The organism is Jatrophihabitans cynanchi (genome assembly GCF_027247405.1).
GTDB classification, from domain to species: Bacteria; Actinomycetota; Actinomycetes; order Mycobacteriales; family Jatrophihabitantaceae; genus Jatrophihabitans_B; species Jatrophihabitans_B cynanchi.
Genome location: NZ_CP097463.1, coordinates 822608 through 837382, shown reverse-complemented (window position 1 = coordinate 837382; position 14775 = coordinate 822608). Strand labels below are relative to the sequence as shown.

Here is a 14775-nt window from a genome sequence, read left to right as displayed (position 1 = left end):
AGCAGCAATCGCGCCCGTCAAGCCCCGGAGCGCAGCGCCTTCAGGGCGGCGATGTCGGCGGCATGGTCGCCCACCTCGGACTCGACGACCAGCGGGACGCCGCGGATCGCGGGCGTGCTGAACAGTGCCGCGAACCCGTCCCGCCCGATCGTGCCGTGCCCGATCGCCGCGTGCCGGTCGCGCCGGGACCCGGCAGGATCGCGACTGTCGTTCACGTGCACCAGCCCGACAGCGCCGCGCCCGGCTGCCCGGACGAAGGTGCGCAGCGCGGTGGCGAACGAGGCGGGCGTCGACAGGTCGTGGCCGGCGGCGTGCATGTGGCAGGTGTCCAGGCACACGCCGATTCGCTCGTCGCGGCCGAGGACGTCGAGGTACGCACCGAGCGACTCGGCGCTGGAGGCGAGCGCGCCGCCACCGCCCGCGGTCGGCTCGATCAGCAGCCGCGGTCCCGGCGGCATCGTGTCGAGGAGCGGCAGTACGTGCTCACGCACCTGTGCCATCGCCGCGTCCCACGCGTTCCCCAGCACGGCCGATCCCGCGTGCACCACGACGCCGCGCGCGCCGACTGCCGCGCCCCGCCGCAGCGCGAACTCCAGGGCCGCACACGAGCGGGCGAGCGTCTCCGGTGAGGGCGAGCCGAAGTTGATCAGATACGGCGCATGGATGAAGACCGGCAGGTCGCAGGCCGACCTGAACGCGTCGTCTCCGTCCGGATCGGGCGGCGGCGGCGCCCAGGCGCGCGGGCTGGACACGAAGATCTGGATCGCCTCGGCGCCGACCGCCTCGGCCCGCGGCAGCGCGTGCGCCAAGCCGCCGGCGACCGAAACATGCGCCCCCAGGGGCGAAACGCGGCGCATCACGGCGTCAGAAGACCCGCAACGTGACAGTGGAACCCACCCTGACCCGCTCGCCGGACTTGGGGTTCATGTCCAGCACGACCGGATCCTGCCGGGCACCGGGAATCGGCTCGAGGTCGACCACGAGGCCGAGTGACTCCAGCTGCGCCTTCGCGTCGCGGGCCAGGGTGACGAGCGGCGCGATGTCAGGGATCGTCACCATCTGCGGACCCTTGGACACGGTGACCACGATGGTGCTGAACTTCACGGCCTGGTCCGACGGTGCGAGGGTGATCAGCCCGTTCTTCGGGACGCTGTCGCTGAACTCCTCGTTGTGGCTGACCTTGAGCCCGAGGCTCTTGAGCTTGCGGTCGACCTGGGCGACCGGGGTGCCGGGGTCGAACTGCGGGATGTCGATCACCGGCGGGCCGCTGGAGACGAAGATGGTGACGACCTGGTCCTTCTTCACCTTCTCGCCCGCGGCCGGGCTGGTCTTGATCGCGTTGCCCGCGTGCACCTTGTCGTCCGAGGTCTGCGTGACGCGGAACTGCAGGCCCTTGCCGGCGATGGCCGACTCCGCGTCCTCCAGCGTCTGGCCGGCGACCTTGGGCACCTCGATGCGGTACTTGCCCAGTGAGATCGTGATCGAGACGGCCTTGCCACGCTCGAGCCGCGACCCGGCGCCCGGCCGCGTGCCGATCACCTGGTTCTTCGGCACGGTCTCGGAGAAGTCGGTGGCGACGCTGCCCACCTTGAAGCCGGCGCCGGACAGTTCGGCCCGGGCGCTGGTGAGGCTGTCGTTGTGCAGGTTCGGCACCTTCGAGTACCGGCCGGCGGCGAACCACCAGGCGGCGACGCCGGCCCCGAGGCCGAGCAGGATGATGACGAGCAGCGCGATCAGCCCGCGCCGCCTGCGCCGCTGCCGCTCGGTGAGCTGCTTGCGCTTCGGCGGCGGGATCACCACCGGGGGCGGCGGGCTGTCGGTGCGACGGGCAGGGCCGGGCGCCGCGCGCCCCGGCACGATCTGGGTGTCGTGCGGTGCGGCGGCGATGGCGCCGAGGTGATCGGTGGTGCGCGCGCCGGGCGGCCGGCGTGGATGCGCGGTGGTGCGTGCCTGCGCGACATCCCGTCCGCCCGGCCGGGCGGTGCGGCGGGGGCGCGGCGGTATCGGGACCACCGGCAGCCCGAGTTGCGCGCGGATGTCGGCTAGTTCGGCAAGGAACTCACCTGCGTCGGCGGGGCGCTCGTCCGGGTCGGGGTCGGTGGCGAGCACCACGAGTTCGTCGATCTCCGACGGAACGCCCTTGGCCCGCGAGGACGGGGCGGGAACCCGGCTGTGCACGTGCTGGTAGGCCACGTTCATCGCCGACTCGCCCTGGTACGGCGGCTTGCCGGTGAGCAGTTCGAACAGCACGACGCCGCTCGCGTACACGTCCGCGCGGGGGTCGGCCTGGCCACGGGTGATCTGCTCCGGTGCGCAGTACGCGACGGTGCCCATCATCAGCCCGGTGCGGGTGGACGCCGCATCGGCCTCGACCGCGCGGGCCAGGCCGAAGTCCGCGACCTTCACCACGCCGTCGTCCGAGAGCAGGATGTTCTCCGGCTTCACGTCGCGGTGCACGATGCCCGCCCGGTGCGCCGCGGACAGGGCGCTCAGCACCGGCTGCATGATCGAGATCGCCTCGGCCGGCGTGAACGTCCCGCCGGCCTTGTTGCCGGGGGCGGCCGCGGCGCGCTCGCGGATCAGGTCCCGCAGCGTGCGGCCCTGAACCAACTCCATCACGAGGAACACGTGGTGCTCGCCGTTGCTGGTGTCCGAGCCCTGGTCGTAGACGGCCACTGTGTTCAGGTGAGTCAACCTCGCGGCCGCGCGCGCCTCGCGGGCGAACCGGTCGCTGAACGCGGGGTCGGAGGACAGCGCGCCGGACATGATCTTGACCGCGACAAGCCGGTCGAGCCGCTCGTCGACTGCCGAGTACACCGTGGACATCCCGCCGCGGGCGATGCGGTCGACGATGCGGTACCGGCCTTCGAGCGTGCGGCCGATCAGCGGATCTGCGGTCGCCGTCTGCACGCCGTGATTCTACGGGCGATTCGCGTCCGATCTTGCTGACGCACCGCCGGACGGCACAGGAGGTGCTGACTAGATTGGGCACGTGTTGGCCGACCAGGGGGACCCGGGCGAGGGCACCGCGGGCGGCGCGGTCCAGTTCCTGGCCGACGCCGACCGTCCCGGCGGCTGGTTGTTGCTCATCGACCGGATCCGCCAGTCGTACGTCGACCTGGACGATCCGACGTACCTGGACTTCGAGTACGCCCAGTGGTTCGCCGACGTGTTCGACGCCCTGCCGGCCGGGCCGCTCGCCGTGACGCACGTCGGCGGGGGAGCGTGCACTCTGGCCCGGTACGTCGGCGCCACCCGGCCCGGCTCGACCCAGATCGTGCTCGAACCGGACGAACAGCTGACCGCCCTGGTGCGGGCGCGATTGCCGTTCGCGCGCGGCACCAGGGTCCGGATCCGCCCGGTCGGTGGCGCCGAGGGGATCGTGGCGCTGCGGGACGCGGGTGCGGACGTGCTGGTGCTGGACGCGTTCGCCGGCGGCCGGGTGCCCGCCGAGTTGACCACAGTGGAGTTCCTGACCGAGGTCGCGCGCGCCCTCAAGCCCGCGGGGACGTTCCTGGCCAACATTGCCGACGGCGGCGACGTCACCTACACCCGTCGGCTGGTCGCGGCGCTGCGCACCGTGTTCGCCGACGTCCTGGTGCGTGCCGATCCGGCGGTGCTCAAGGGACGCCGGTTCGGCAACGTGGTGCTCGCGGCCTCTGGTGGCGACCTTCCGGTGGCCGAATTGGCCCGCCGGGCGGCCGGCGCGATGTTCCCGCAGCGGGTGGTGTCCGGTGCGGAACTCACGGACCTGGTCCGCGACGCTGCCCCGCTGACCGCGGCCGTCCCGATGCGTTCGCCGGCGCCGCCCGATGAGATCTGGCGGGTCGGCGGCTAGCAGAATGGAGCCATGAGGCTTCTGGTGAGCGGCGGCGCGGGCTACATCGGTTCGGTGGTGACCGGGCACCTGCTCGAGGCCGGGCACCGGGTCACCGTCCTGGACGACCTGTCCACCGGTCATCGCGACGCGGTGCCGTCCGGTGCCGAATTCGTGCAGGCCGGGATCGATCAGGCGGGCGACGTGCTCAGCGCCGACTTCGACGGCGTGCTGCACTTCGCCGCCAAGTCGCTGGTGGGCGAGTCGGTGACGAATCCCGCGCTGTACTGGCAGAACAACGTCGAGGGATCGCGCGCCCTGCTCGAGGCGATGCGGGCGGCCGATGTGCGCCGCCTGGTGTTCTCCTCCACTGCTGCGACCTACGGCGAGCCGGACGAGGTGCCCATCACCGAGGACGCGCCGACCCGGCCGACCAGCCCGTACGGTTCGAGCAAGCTGGCAGTCGACCTGATGATCGGGGACTACGCGGCCGCCTACGGACTGCAGGCCGCGTCCCTGCGTTACTTCAACGTCGCGGGCGCGTGGAACGGGCTGACCGAGCGGCACACGACCGAGACGCACCTGATCCCGATCGCGCTTCAGGTCGCAGCCGGCCGGCGTGACCGGCTCACCCTGTACGGCGAGGACTATCCGACCCCGGACGGGACGTGCGTGCGCGATTACATCCACGTTGCCGACCTCGCCGAGGCGCACGTGCTCGCGATCGCCGCCGCGCGGGACGGGCACGTGGTCTACAACCTCGGCAACGGGAGCGGCTTCTCGGTGCGCCAGGTGATCGACTGTGTTGCCGAGGTCACCGGTCATGAGGTGCCGGTGGTGAGCGGGCCGCGGCGACCCGGCGATCCGGCCACGCTCGTCGCTGCCGGTGACCGGATCCGCAGTGAGCTCGGCTGGGCGCCGCGGCGGCCCGAACTGCGCACCATGGTCGCGGACGCATGGGCCGGTAGCCGCTGAGGCGCTCAGCCCTTGGTCGAGCCGAGTGACAGGCCGGCGATGAACTGCTTCTGCAACAGGACGTAGACCACGAGCGTCGGGATGGCGGCCATCAGCGCGGCGGCGGCGATCAGGTTCTGGTTTGCCACGAACTGCCCCTGCAGGTTGGCCAGCGCGGCCGTGATCGGCCGTTTGTTGCCCGTCTGGATCAGGGTGATCGCCCAGAAGAAGTCGTTGTAGATCCACGTCGTCAGCAGCGTGGCGAGGGCGGCCAGCGCCGGCCGGCACAGTGGCAGCGTCAGGCGCCAGTACCGCGACCAGACCGAGGCGCCGTCGACCAGGGCCGCCTCGTAGATCTCGGCGGGGAGCGTCTTCATGAAGTTGCTCAGCACGAAGACGCAGAACCCGAGCTGGAAGGACACGTTGATGACCACGAGCCCGGTCAGCGAGTTGTACAGCAGCCCGCTTTCGCTGAGGAAGTGCGGCAGATGAACTTGCAGGTAGAGCCGGTACAGCGGCGTGATGATCACCTGCTGTGGCAGCAGGTTGCCCGCGGTGAACATGATCAGCAGCGCGATGTTGAACCGGAAGCTGAACCGGGACACCACGAACGCGACGAACGAGGCGAGCACCAACGTGATGATCACGGCGGGGACCGTGATCAGCACCGAGTTCTCGAAGAACCGCAGCATGTTCGACTGCGTCCAGGCCTGCTGGAAGTTCGAGAGGGTGATGTGGTGCGGCATCGCGACGTACCCGTACTTGGACGTCTCCGAGTACGGCCGTAGCGCCACGTAGAGGGCGAAGCCGATCGGCAGGATCCACAGCACGCACGCCGCGATCATGAACAGCTGGGCGAGTGCGCTGCTCAGCCCGCGACCGCGCCTGCGGCCGCCGGCGCGGCCGGTGGCGTCCCGCTCGCTGGTGCGCGCCGCCGCCACGGCCGTCATCGCGGCTCCTCCCGCCGGAACGTCTGGTACAGGAAGATCGAGATCGGCACGATCGAGATCACCAGCAGCACCACTCCGAGCGCGGAGCCGAAGCCGATGCGCGAGATCTCGCCGACGATGTTGTTGGTGACCAGCACCGAGAGCAGCTCCAGCCCGTTGCTTCCGTGGTTGGTGATGTACACGAGGTCGAACGCGCGCAGTGACTCGATCACGGTCACCACCAGGATGACGATGTTGATCGGCTTGAGCACCGGGAAGATCACCCGCCAGAACATCTGCCACGCGTTGGCGCCGTCGATGGTCGCAGCCTCACGCAGTGACGGGTCGACCGCCTTGAGCCCGGCCAGGTAGAGCACCATCACGTAGCCGGCCTGCCGCCAGGTCGCCTCGACCAGCACCGCCCACAGGTTCAGGTGCGGGTTGCCCAGCCAGTCGATCGCGTTGCTGTTGCCGTTGCGCCCGATCACCGTGTTGATCAGCCCGAGGTTCTGCGAGTACATGAACTCCCAGACGATTCCGATCAGTGCGAGCGACAGCATCACCGGCAGGAACAGCACGCTCTGATAGATCCGGCTGCCACGGATGCCCCGATCGATGATGACCGCGAACAGCATCCCCAGCGGTGTCGCGAAGCAGATGAACACGGCCAGCCAGATGAGGTTGTGCTGCACCGCCGGCCAGAACTGCGGGTAGACCGTGGCCGCCTGGTGATAGTTCTGCACACCGTAGAAGCAGCCGTTCTGCAGGACGGACGGTGCCGGTGGCGGCTGGCAGGTCTTGCCCAGGTGCAGCCCGCCGATCCCGTTCCACCGGGTGAAGGACAGCACGATCGAGCCGAGTGCCGGGAACCAGATGAACGCCAGGTCGATCAGCACCGGGATGCCGAGCATCAGGGTCAGGACGACCTTGTCGCGCCGTGACAGCAGTCGCCGGCCCCGCTTGCGGCGGGGCCGGCGACGCTGCGCCTCCTCTCGATCGGAGGATCGGACGTCTACGCCCAGCGTCATCAGCCGAAAATAGTCTTCGCCTGATCCGCGGCGCTCTTCTGGATCGAGCTGATGTTCGAGTCGCTCGGGTCGTCGATGAACTTCTGGATCAGCGCCTCCAGCGCGGCGGCCATCGCCGGGTCGGTGTCGCGGTCGCCGAACTGCGCGACGTTCTTGCACGCCGCGATCGCCTGTGCCGACTTCTTCTGGATCGCGTTGTAGCCGCTGGTGTCGATGTTCTGCGCCAGCCCGACGTCCCACTTGTCGGTCTTGAGGTAGGCGACCTCGGCCGGCCCGGTGCCGATGTACTCGAGCACCTTCTTGGCCGAGCCGCCGTTCTTGCCCTTGTTCGGCATGATGAATCCGTCAGCGGGTGCGTCCATGTAGTCCTGGCCGAAATCCGGATTGATGGCCGGGTACGGGAAGAAGTCCAGGTCGGCCAGGTTCGCCGCCGAGTAGTTCGCGGCCACCTGGTTGGACCCCTGGAACATCATGCCGGCCTGCTTGTTCTCCAGGGCCTTCGCCGCGTCCTGCCAGATGCGCCCGTTCGCGCCGGACTGGCAGTACGGCAGGATCTCGGCCCAGTGCTTGAACACCTCGGTGACCTTGGGGTCGGTGTACTGCGCCTTGTTCTGCATCAACTGCATGTGGAAGTCATAGCCGTTGATGCGCAGGTTCAAGATATCGAACGTGCCCAGTGCCGGCCACAGATCCTTGTCCGCGAAGGCGATGGGGATCAGGCCGTCCTTCTTCATCTGCTGGGCCAGCGCGGTGAACTGGTCCCAGGTCGTCGGAACGCTGTAGCCCTTCGAGGAGAAGGTGCTCTTGTTGTAGAACACGACCCAGGGGTAGTTGTAGATCGGCACGAAGTAGTAGTGCCCGTCCAGGCCCTTGGACAGTGACTTGGTCGCGTCGTTGAAGTTCGAGCCGATCTTGTCCCATACGTCGTCGATCTGCGCGAGCAACCCCTGCGCCGCGAAGTACTGCATGCGGTAGCCGGCGAACCAGGTGCACAGGCTGTCCGGCGTGCCCTGCAGGTACGAGGTGATGTTGTTCTGGAACGTGTTGTGGTCGACCGTGTTCACGTTGATCTTGACGCTGGTCGCGGACGTGGCCTGCTGGGTCAGCGTCGCGAAGGCGCCCTTCGTGGACGGGTCGGAGTAGTTCGATCCGAACGTGATGTCCCCGCTTCCCGTGCTGCCCTTCTTGGCGCCGCCACCACCGCTGCTGCTGCAGGCGGCGATCAGCGCGGGCGTCGCCGCGAGGCCGGCAGCGCCGGCGATGCCTTTGAGCATCGACCGTCGGCTGATCGACGGGAACGTACCGGACGGGTCTGGCATCGGTTGCCTCCTCAAACGGCTGGGCAGCGGCGAAAGCGCCGGTTATTCACAACTTCCAACGTGATCCATCACAACCACCCAAAGCAAAGCGGCACCCTGTTGGATTGTCAAGGGTTCGTGCGTTGCAGTTCGGTGTTGGCGGCACGCAGCCGGGCAGCAGCGGTCTCCGGTGTCACGTCGTTGATCCAGATCCCCGCGCCGGACTCCGAGCCGGCCAGGTACTTCAGCAGCCCGGGCGCGCGCTGGATCGTGAAGATCTCCGCGGCGAGGTGCCACGACTCGCGGTCCTGGCGCACCGGCGCCTGGTGCCAGTCGGCGATGTACGGCACGGGGGCCTCGAACAGCCCGTCGAACCGGCGCAGCACGTCCAGGTACACGCGGGCGAGGTCGTCGCGCAGCTCGTCGGCGAGCGCCGGCAGATCAGGCACGTGCACCCGGGGAACCACCCGCATCTCGTAGGGCCAGCGCGCGGCGAAGGGGACGTAGGCGACCCAGTGCGCCGACTCGGACACGATGCGCTCACCGGCCCCCAGCTCGGCGGCGAGCAGCTCGCACTGCAGGCAGCGGCCGGTCCGTTCGCGGTGGCGCCGCGCGGTGCGCGCGGCGTTGTAGAAGCGCGGCGGAACGAACGGGTAGCCGTAGATCTGCCCGTGCGGATGCGAGAGCGTGACGCCGATGTCCGCCCCGCGGTTCTCGAAGCAGAACACGTACTCGATCGAGCCGATCTCGCTCAGCGCACGCGTCCGGTCGGCCCAGGCGTCGATGACGACCCGCGCCTGCGCGTGCGTGAGCCGGGCGAACGAGCCGGCGTGCTGCGCGGTGAAGCAGACGACCTCGCAGCGCCCGTCGCCCGGGGCCGACTGGAAGGGCGGCGTCGTCACCCGCGGAACCGTCTGCGCGGAGTCCACCGCGAACGCCGGGAAACGGTTCTCGAACACCACCACTTCGTAGTCCGCGGCGGGCACCTCGGTGTGCATCCCGTCGCGCGTCGGGCACAGCGGGCACAGGTTGGCCGGGGGCCGGAAGATGCGCGACTGGCGGTGATCGGCGATCACCGTGTGGGCGTGGAACAGCGGGTCCCAACGCACCTGCGAGGTGGTCGACGTCTCGGGCAGTTCGGTCCGCAGGTCGGGTGCGTCGCGGTCCCGGCCGGGCGCCGAGTCGAAGTAGAACAACTCGCGTCCGTCGGCCAGGACGGTGCGCTGGCGAACGGTCATCGTCGGCAGGTCACCTCAGGACACCAGCTCATCGGGGACGGTGACCACCGACGCCACCTGGTCGTTCAGCACGCGCATCGCTTCCCGCGGCAGCTTGTCGTCGGTGATCACCACGTGCGCGGCGGACAACGGCGCGATGTCGGCGAGCCCGACCACCCCCCACTTGGACGAGTCGGCCAGCACGATCACCTCGCGCGCGCAGTCGATGAGTGCGCGGTCGGTGGCGGCCTCGGCCAGGTTCGGCGTGGTGAAGCCGGCGCGCTCGTCGATCCCGTGCACCCCCAGGAACAGCTGGTCCACGTGCATCGCGGCGATCGTGCGGTCGGCGACCGGTCCCACCAGGGCGGCGCTCGGCGTTCGCACCCCACCGGTGAGGATCACGCCGACCTGGTTGATCGGGTCGAGCGTGGCGATCGCGTCGGCGACGGCGGTGGAGTTGGTGACGACCGTGATCCCGGGGATGGTGACCACCAGCCGCGCCATCGCCCAGGTGGTGGTGCCCGCGGACAGCGCGATCGCCGCGCCCGGTTCGATCAGCGTGGCGGCATGCGCGGCAATGGCGTGCTTGGCGGTCTGCTCGAGCTGGCTCTTGACCGCGAAACCGGGTTCATGGGCCACCTGGTCGGCGAGCACCGCCCCGCCATGGACCTTGTGCGCTGCTCCCGAGGCGACCAGCTGTTCGAGGTCGCGCCGGATCGTCATGTCCGAGACGCCCAGCAACTCGGTCAGGTCGGACACCCGGACCGCGCCGGTGCGGCGCAACTCGGCGAGGATGCGGACCTGGCGCTGGTGCGCGAGCATGGGGTGGTCCTCTCGAGGGGTGATCATGTCGGCTGTTCCCACAGAGTCAAACACGATATAACAGAATGAACCAGCAAGGTCCAGAGAGAAGGGCGAAACTCGTGCCGCGTACGAGCGCGACCTGGGCCGCACCCGGCCGAGTCAACCTGATCGGCGAACATACCGACTACAACCTCGGCTTCGCCCTGCCGTTCGCGATCGAGCAGTCGTGCACCGCGACCGTCACGGTCGTCGACGGGACCGGGCTCGTCATCCGTTCGGCCCAGCGCGAGGACACCGTGACGCTGGCCGAAGATGACGTGCGGCCGGGCGCCGACCTCGACTGGGCCGGGTACGTGGCCGGCGTGGTGTGGGCGGTGCGCCGCGACGGAGCGCGGGTTCCCGGGCTGGACATACACGTCGACAGCACGGTGCCAGTCGGGGCAGGGCTGTCCTCGTCGGCAGCGCTGGCCTGCTCGGTCGCGCTGGCGGTGCAGGACGTGCTCGGGCTGGGGCTGGACCGCGACGCGCTGCTCGCCCTGACCCGCAGCGTGGAGAACGACTTCGTCGGTGCCCCGACAGGCGGCCTGGACCAGTTGGCCGCACTGCGTTGCGTGCCTGGGCACGCCCTGTTCTGCGACCTGCGCAGCCTGCAGACCAGGCAGGTCGAGCTGGACGTGACCGGACACCGGCTGGCGATCTTGGTGATCGACACGCGGGCGCATCACGCGCATGCCAGCGGTGAATACCGCGAGCGGCGCGACGGCTGCGAGCGGGCGGCCGCCCTGCTCGGGCTCACCTCGCTGCGCGAGCTGGACATGGCGGGCCTGGCGTCCGCGCTCGAGCGACTGCCCGGCGACGAACTGCGGCGCTACACCCGGCACGTCGTCACCGAGAACGAGCGGGTGCTGCGCACGGTCGAACTGCTCGACGCCGGCGAGCCCGAGTCGATCGGGCCGCTGCTGACCGCTTCGCACGCGTCGCTGCGCGATGACTACCGGATCACCGTCCCGGAGCTGGACGTCGCGGTCGAGGTCGCACTGCGCACCGGCGCGCTGGGAGCACGGATGACCGGTGGCGGCTTCGGTGGCAGCGTGATCGCGCTGCTGCCTGCCGAGTTGGTGCCGGCCTGCGAGCGGGCGGTCGCCGAGGCGTTCGCCGCGCACGGGTTCCTGGAGCCGCGCACCTTCGTGACCGCCGCCGCCGGCGGTGCCCGCGAGGTCGTGCCCGGCTGAGAGTCGGCCAGTGCGCGGTCATGGCAGGCTCTCGGTCGTGGACCTGATGACGCTGCCCGACGTTGCGACCGCCCTGGACGTGGAGATCTCGCGCGTTCACCAGTACCTGCGCGACGGCGTCCTCGTCGGGCTCCGCGGCGCCGACGGGGTGCGGCGGGTACCGGCCGACTGCGTGCAGGACGGCGCCGTGGTGAAGTCGCTGCGCAGCGTGATCACCCTGCTGCGTGACGCGAAGTACACGGACGAGGAGATCGTGGACTGGCTCTACCGGGCGGACGACTCGCTCCCGGGCACGCCGATGGCGGCGCTGCGCGAGAACCGCGGCACCGAGGTCAAGCGCCGGGCGCAGGCCGCCGGCTTCTAGGCGGCCCGCGTGCACCTGGTGTATCTGGCGGTTCTCGCCGCGTGCGTCCTGGGCACGCTGCCGCTGGAGTTCCTGCTCGGCACCCGCGTGTACGCGCGCTGGCGGCGCCTCGCGCTCAGCGTGTTGCCGGTGACGATCCTGTTCGCGGGCTGGGACGTCTGGGCGATCCACGCGCGCCTGTGGTGGTACGACGCGCGCTACCTGGTGGGTCTCACCCTGCCCGGTCGGCTGCCGGTGGAGGAGTTGCTGTTCTTCCTGGTGATCCCGACCTGTGCGGTGCTCACGCTCGAGGCCGTCCGCGCCCGCCGGCCGGACTGGCTGATCGGCGACGAGCCGACCCGCGGCGCCCCGATCGGCGAGCGACCGCCCGGCGAACGGCGATGAGTTACACCGCGCTCGCCGTGCTCGGCGTGCTGCTCGCCGCGCTGCTGGACCTGGCCGTGCTGCACACCAGGCTGCTGCGCCGCAAGGCGTTCTGGACCGCGTACGCGATCATCGTGTTCTTCCAGCTTCTCGTGAACGGGGTGCTGACCGGGCTGCGGATCGTGCGCTACGACCCGGAGCGGATCATCGGCTGGCGGGTCGCGTTCGCACCTGTCGAGGACCTGCTGTTCGGCTTCGCCATGGTGCTCACGACGCTGAGCCTGTGGGTGTGGTGGGGCCGGCGCGCCTCGACGCCCACGCCCCGCGCGCGCCGCTGAGCGCCACCTGCGCCCGCCGCGGCAGGCCGACGGCCACGCGGCCGTGGAACACGTCGTAGTCGCGCCGCTCGATCTCGTCCAGGATCTCGCTGTACAGGGTGCGCGCGGTGCGCAGGCAGTCGCGCGAGCTCGGGTGCACCAGGTCGATGCCGGGATCGGCCGCGCGGTACAGCCGCCGCGCCCGCTCGATCTCCGCGGCGAGCAGGTTGCGGATCGACTCGTCGACGCGCCCACGCTCGAGCCGGTCGCGGTTCACGCCGAACGCATCGAGTGATTCCTGCGGCAGGTAGACCCGCCCGCGGCGCAGGTCCTCGCCGACGTCCCGCAGGAAGTTGGTGAGCTGGAACGCGGTGCCGAGCGCGATCGCGTGCTGTTCCAGCACGTCCCAGCGCACCTCGGTGTCCGCGCGGCCGAGGATCGGCAGCATCTGCAGCCCGACGACCGCCGCCGATCCCCACATGTACCGGTCCAGCTCGGCGTAGGTCCGGTAGCTGTCGACGGTCAGGTCCATCCGCATCGAGTCGACGAAATCGGCGAAGTAGCCGGTCGGGATCTGCCAGCGCGCGATGGTGTCCAGCACCGCGCGCGTGACCGGATCACTCGTGGCGCCCCACTCCAGATCGGTCAGGAACTGCTCGCTCCACGCGGTGAACCGGCGAGCACGCCCGGCGTCGGAGGCGAGCCCGGGGGAGAGGTCGTCGACGAGGTCATCGGCGTGCCTGGCGAACCCGTAGAGCGCATGGACGTAGGGGCGCTTCTGCGGAGGCAGCAGCAAGGTGGCCAGGAAGTACGTCTTGCCGTGCCGGGCGTTCAGGCGGCGGCACAGCTCGTAACCGGCCCGTAGCGCCGGGTCGGTGATGCCTGCCGCGTCGAGGTCACGCCGGCCGGTCATGGGCTCATCCTGCTACCGGTCCGGTGATCCGTTCGGCGGCGAGCCGGCCGGAGATCAGCACCATCGGCACCCCGACGCCGGGCTGGGTGTTCGAGCCGGCGAACACCAGGTTCTCGATGCCCGGGTGCAGGGTGGCGGTGCGGAAGGGCCCGGTCTGGCCGAAGGTGTGGGCGGCCGCGAACGGTGCACCCGCAGCCAGACCCTGGGCCCGCCAGTCGGCGGGGGTGATCAGGTACTCGCACTCGATCGCGTCGCCGAACCCCGGGTAGCCACGCTCCTGCAGCGTGGCGACGATCCGGTCGCGATAGCGCGGGCCCTCGGTCGCCCAGTCGATCGTGGGGCGTGCCAGGTTCGGCGCCGGGAACAGCGCGTAGTAGCTGTTGCGGCCGGCCGGTGCGAGCGAGGCGTCGGTGCGGGTCGGCGTGGTGAGCAGGAACGACGGGTCGCCCATCAGCTCACCGCGGTCGATGACCTGGGCGAACGTGCGCTCCCAGGCCGAACCGAAGTCGATCGTGTGGTGCACGGAGTCGGGGTAGTCGGCGCTCGAGCCGGCATGCAGCACCACGGCGGACGGCGAGTAGCGCAGCCGGCGCGCCCGTGGCGGCGTGTAGCCCGGCGGCAGTAGCTGCGCGCACGCGGTGGGCAGGTCGGCATTGATCACCACGACGTCGGCAGGGATCCGCTCACCGGTGGCGGTGATCACCGCACGGGCGCGCCCGCCGGCGACCTCCACCCGTTCGACCGCGGTCGAGTAGCGCACCCGGACGCCGTGCCGGGCAGCCGCCTCGGCCATCGCCGTGGGTATCGCGTGCATGCCGCCCTCGGGGAAGTACACGCCTTCGACGCAGTCCATGTAGGTGATCACGGCGTAGATCGCCAGCGCCCGACTCGGCGCGAGGCCGGCGTACATCGCCTGGAACGTGAACAGCCGGCGCAACCGGTCGTCCCGGACGAACGAGCCGACCTTGCGCGCCAGCCGACCGAACGCGCCCAGCGCCACCAGGGCGGCCAGGGGCCGGCCGGCGAGCTGCAGCGGCGAGTCGAGGTTGCGGTCGATGAAGTGCGGCAGCTCCAGCTCGTACAGCCTGCGCAGGTGCGCGACCAGTCGCCGGTAGCCGTCCGCGTCCTCGGCGCCGCAGGTGGCGGCGATCTCGCCTGCCATGGCGTCGACGTCTGCGCGGACGTCGATGCTGGAGCCGTCGGCGAAACGTGCCCGGTATGCCGGGTCGAGCCGGTGCAGGGTGAGCCAGTCGGCCAGGTCCTCGCCGACAGCTTGGAACGGCCGCGCCAGCAGCTGCGGCATGGTCAGCACGGTCGGGCCGGTGTCGAAGCGGTAGCCGTGGTCCCGGATCAGCCCGCACCGCCCGCCCGGCACCGCCTCACGCTCCAGGACCGTGACCGATCGGCCCGCTCCGGCGAGGTGCAGGGCCGCCGAAAGGCCGCCCAGTCCGGCGCCCACCACGACGACCGAGCTGGTGGGTCCGGGAACGGTGCGCATCGCAGGTGCAGGCTACTTGGTGTGAAACCGGGCACGACCGG

The 14775-nt window shown here is 70.2% G+C and carries 15 protein-coding genes; 6 read left to right on the top strand and 9 right to left on the bottom strand.

Annotated features, from left to right (window positions below):
• Window positions 1-17 precede the first annotated feature (17 nt).
• Both M6B22_RS04055 and pknB read right to left on the bottom strand, forming a co-directional pair.
• On the bottom strand, window positions 18-809 hold the full coding sequence (locus tag M6B22_RS04055) for a deoxyribonuclease IV (RefSeq protein WP_331459784.1): 792 nt from the start codon (window positions 807-809) through the stop codon (window positions 18-20).
• A gap of 55 nt (window positions 810-864) precedes the next feature.
• A complete protein-coding gene (gene pknB, locus M6B22_RS04050) occupies window positions 865-2910 on the bottom strand; it encodes a Stk1 family PASTA domain-containing Ser/Thr kinase (protein WP_269444495.1) in 2046 nt (681 codons plus the stop codon).
• An 82-nt stretch (window positions 2911-2992) separates the two neighbouring features.
• Between pknB and M6B22_RS04045 the strand changes: the two genes are divergently transcribed.
• Window positions 2993-3838: a spermidine synthase gene (locus tag M6B22_RS04045; protein WP_269444494.1), complete on the top strand. Its 846-nt coding sequence runs from the start codon at window positions 2993-2995 to the stop codon at window positions 3836-3838.
• Between the two features lie 12 nt (window positions 3839-3850).
• Entirely contained in the window at window positions 3851-4792 is a 942-nt protein-coding gene (gene galE / locus M6B22_RS04040) for a UDP-glucose 4-epimerase GalE (protein WP_269444493.1), read from the top strand.
• A 5-nt stretch (window positions 4793-4797) separates the two neighbouring features.
• Here galE and M6B22_RS04035 read toward each other — a convergent pair whose 3' ends face one another.
• The 5 genes from M6B22_RS04035 to M6B22_RS04015 all read right to left on the bottom strand — a co-directional run bounded on the left by M6B22_RS04035 (window position 4798) and on the right by M6B22_RS04015 (window position 10065).
• Window positions 4798-5721, bottom strand: coding sequence for a carbohydrate ABC transporter permease (locus M6B22_RS04035; protein ID WP_269444492.1), 924 nt, complete (start codon window positions 5719-5721; stop codon window positions 4798-4800).
• Window positions 5718-6728 (bottom strand): carbohydrate ABC transporter permease, encoded by a 1011-nt coding sequence (locus M6B22_RS04030; RefSeq protein ID WP_269444491.1) that lies wholly within the window; start codon window positions 6726-6728, stop codon window positions 5718-5720. Before M6B22_RS04030 ends, M6B22_RS04035 begins: the two co-directional genes overlap by 4 nt.
• Window positions 6728-8002, bottom strand: a complete 1275-nt coding sequence (locus M6B22_RS04025; protein WP_407935638.1) for an ABC transporter substrate-binding protein — start codon at window positions 8000-8002, stop codon at window positions 6728-6730. The genes M6B22_RS04030 and M6B22_RS04025 overlap by 1 nt, the downstream gene beginning before the upstream one ends.
• 152 nt (window positions 8003-8154) lie before the next feature.
• Window positions 8155-9264: a galactose-1-phosphate uridylyltransferase gene (galT, locus tag M6B22_RS04020; protein WP_269444489.1), complete on the bottom strand. Its 1110-nt coding sequence runs from the start codon at window positions 9262-9264 to the stop codon at window positions 8155-8157.
• Between the two features lie 15 nt (window positions 9265-9279).
• Complete coding sequence (locus tag M6B22_RS04015) at window positions 9280-10065, bottom strand: DeoR/GlpR family DNA-binding transcription regulator (protein ID WP_269444488.1); 786 nt, start codon at window positions 10063-10065, stop codon at window positions 9280-9282.
• Between the two features lie 101 nt (window positions 10066-10166).
• Between M6B22_RS04015 and galK the strand changes: the two genes are divergently transcribed.
• Genes galK through M6B22_RS03995 form a run of 4 tightly spaced genes read left to right on the top strand, consistent with a single transcriptional unit; the run spans window position 10167 to window position 12344 of the window.
• Window positions 10167-11279, top strand: coding sequence for a galactokinase (gene galK / locus M6B22_RS04010; protein ID WP_269444487.1), 1113 nt, complete (start codon window positions 10167-10169; stop codon window positions 11277-11279).
• A 46-nt stretch (window positions 11280-11325) separates the two neighbouring features.
• Window positions 11326-11643 (top strand): Rv2175c family DNA-binding protein, encoded by a 318-nt coding sequence (locus M6B22_RS04005; protein ID WP_269445808.1) that lies wholly within the window; start codon window positions 11326-11328, stop codon window positions 11641-11643.
• A gap of 9 nt (window positions 11644-11652) precedes the next feature.
• Window positions 11653-12027 (top strand): lycopene cyclase domain-containing protein, encoded by a 375-nt coding sequence (locus M6B22_RS04000; RefSeq protein ID WP_269444486.1) that lies wholly within the window; start codon window positions 11653-11655, stop codon window positions 12025-12027.
• Window positions 12024-12344, top strand: a complete 321-nt coding sequence (locus M6B22_RS03995) for a lycopene cyclase domain-containing protein (RefSeq protein WP_269444485.1) — start codon at window positions 12024-12026, stop codon at window positions 12342-12344. The genes M6B22_RS04000 and M6B22_RS03995 overlap by 4 nt, the downstream gene beginning before the upstream one ends.
• On the opposite strand, the gene M6B22_RS03990 is transcribed toward M6B22_RS03995, so the two are convergent.
• Together M6B22_RS03990 and crtI are read right to left on the bottom strand one after the other, a co-directional pair.
• The gene (locus tag M6B22_RS03990; protein WP_269444484.1) at window positions 12274-13236 is read right to left on the bottom strand and encodes a phytoene/squalene synthase family protein; all 963 of its coding nucleotides are present in this window, start codon (window positions 13234-13236) and stop codon (window positions 12274-12276) included. The two genes, M6B22_RS03995 and M6B22_RS03990, sit on opposite strands and share 71 nt — an antisense overlap.
• A gap of 4 nt (window positions 13237-13240) precedes the next feature.
• On the bottom strand, window positions 13241-14734 hold the full coding sequence (crtI, locus tag M6B22_RS03985; protein ID WP_269444483.1) for a phytoene desaturase family protein: 1494 nt from the start codon (window positions 14732-14734) through the stop codon (window positions 13241-13243).
• Window positions 14735-14775: the final 41 nt, after the last annotated feature.

Bases quoted from the DNA above. Each gene is read 5' to 3' on its own strand.
- galT (WP_269444489.1), bottom strand. From the start codon at position 9,264: ATGACCGTTCGCCAGCGCACCGTCCTGGCCGACGGACGCGAGTTGTTC.
- M6B22_RS04035 (WP_269444492.1), bottom strand. From the start codon at position 5,721: ATGACGGCCGTGGCGGCGGCGCGCACCAGCGAGCGGGACGCCACCGGC.
- galE (WP_269444493.1), top strand. From the start codon at position 3,851: ATGAGGCTTCTGGTGAGCGGCGGCGCGGGCTACATCGGTTCGGTGGTG.
- crtI (WP_269444483.1), bottom strand. From the start codon at position 14,734: ATGCGCACCGTTCCCGGACCCACCAGCTCGGTCGTCGTGGTGGGCGCC.
- M6B22_RS04030 (WP_269444491.1), bottom strand. From the start codon at position 6,728: ATGACGCTGGGCGTAGACGTCCGATCCTCCGATCGAGAGGAGGCGCAG.
- M6B22_RS04025 (WP_407935638.1), bottom strand. From the start codon at position 8,002: ATGCTCAAAGGCATCGCCGGCGCTGCCGGCCTCGCGGCGACGCCCGCG.
- M6B22_RS04005 (WP_269445808.1), top strand. From the start codon at position 11,326: ATGACGCTGCCCGACGTTGCGACCGCCCTGGACGTGGAGATCTCGCGC.
- M6B22_RS04015 (WP_269444488.1), bottom strand. From the start codon at position 10,065: ATGCTCGCGCACCAGCGCCAGGTCCGCATCCTCGCCGAGTTGCGCCGC.
- M6B22_RS03990 (WP_269444484.1), bottom strand. From the start codon at position 13,236: ATGACCGGCCGGCGTGACCTCGACGCGGCAGGCATCACCGACCCGGCG.
- M6B22_RS03995 (WP_269444485.1), top strand. From the start codon at position 12,024: ATGAGTTACACCGCGCTCGCCGTGCTCGGCGTGCTGCTCGCCGCGCTG.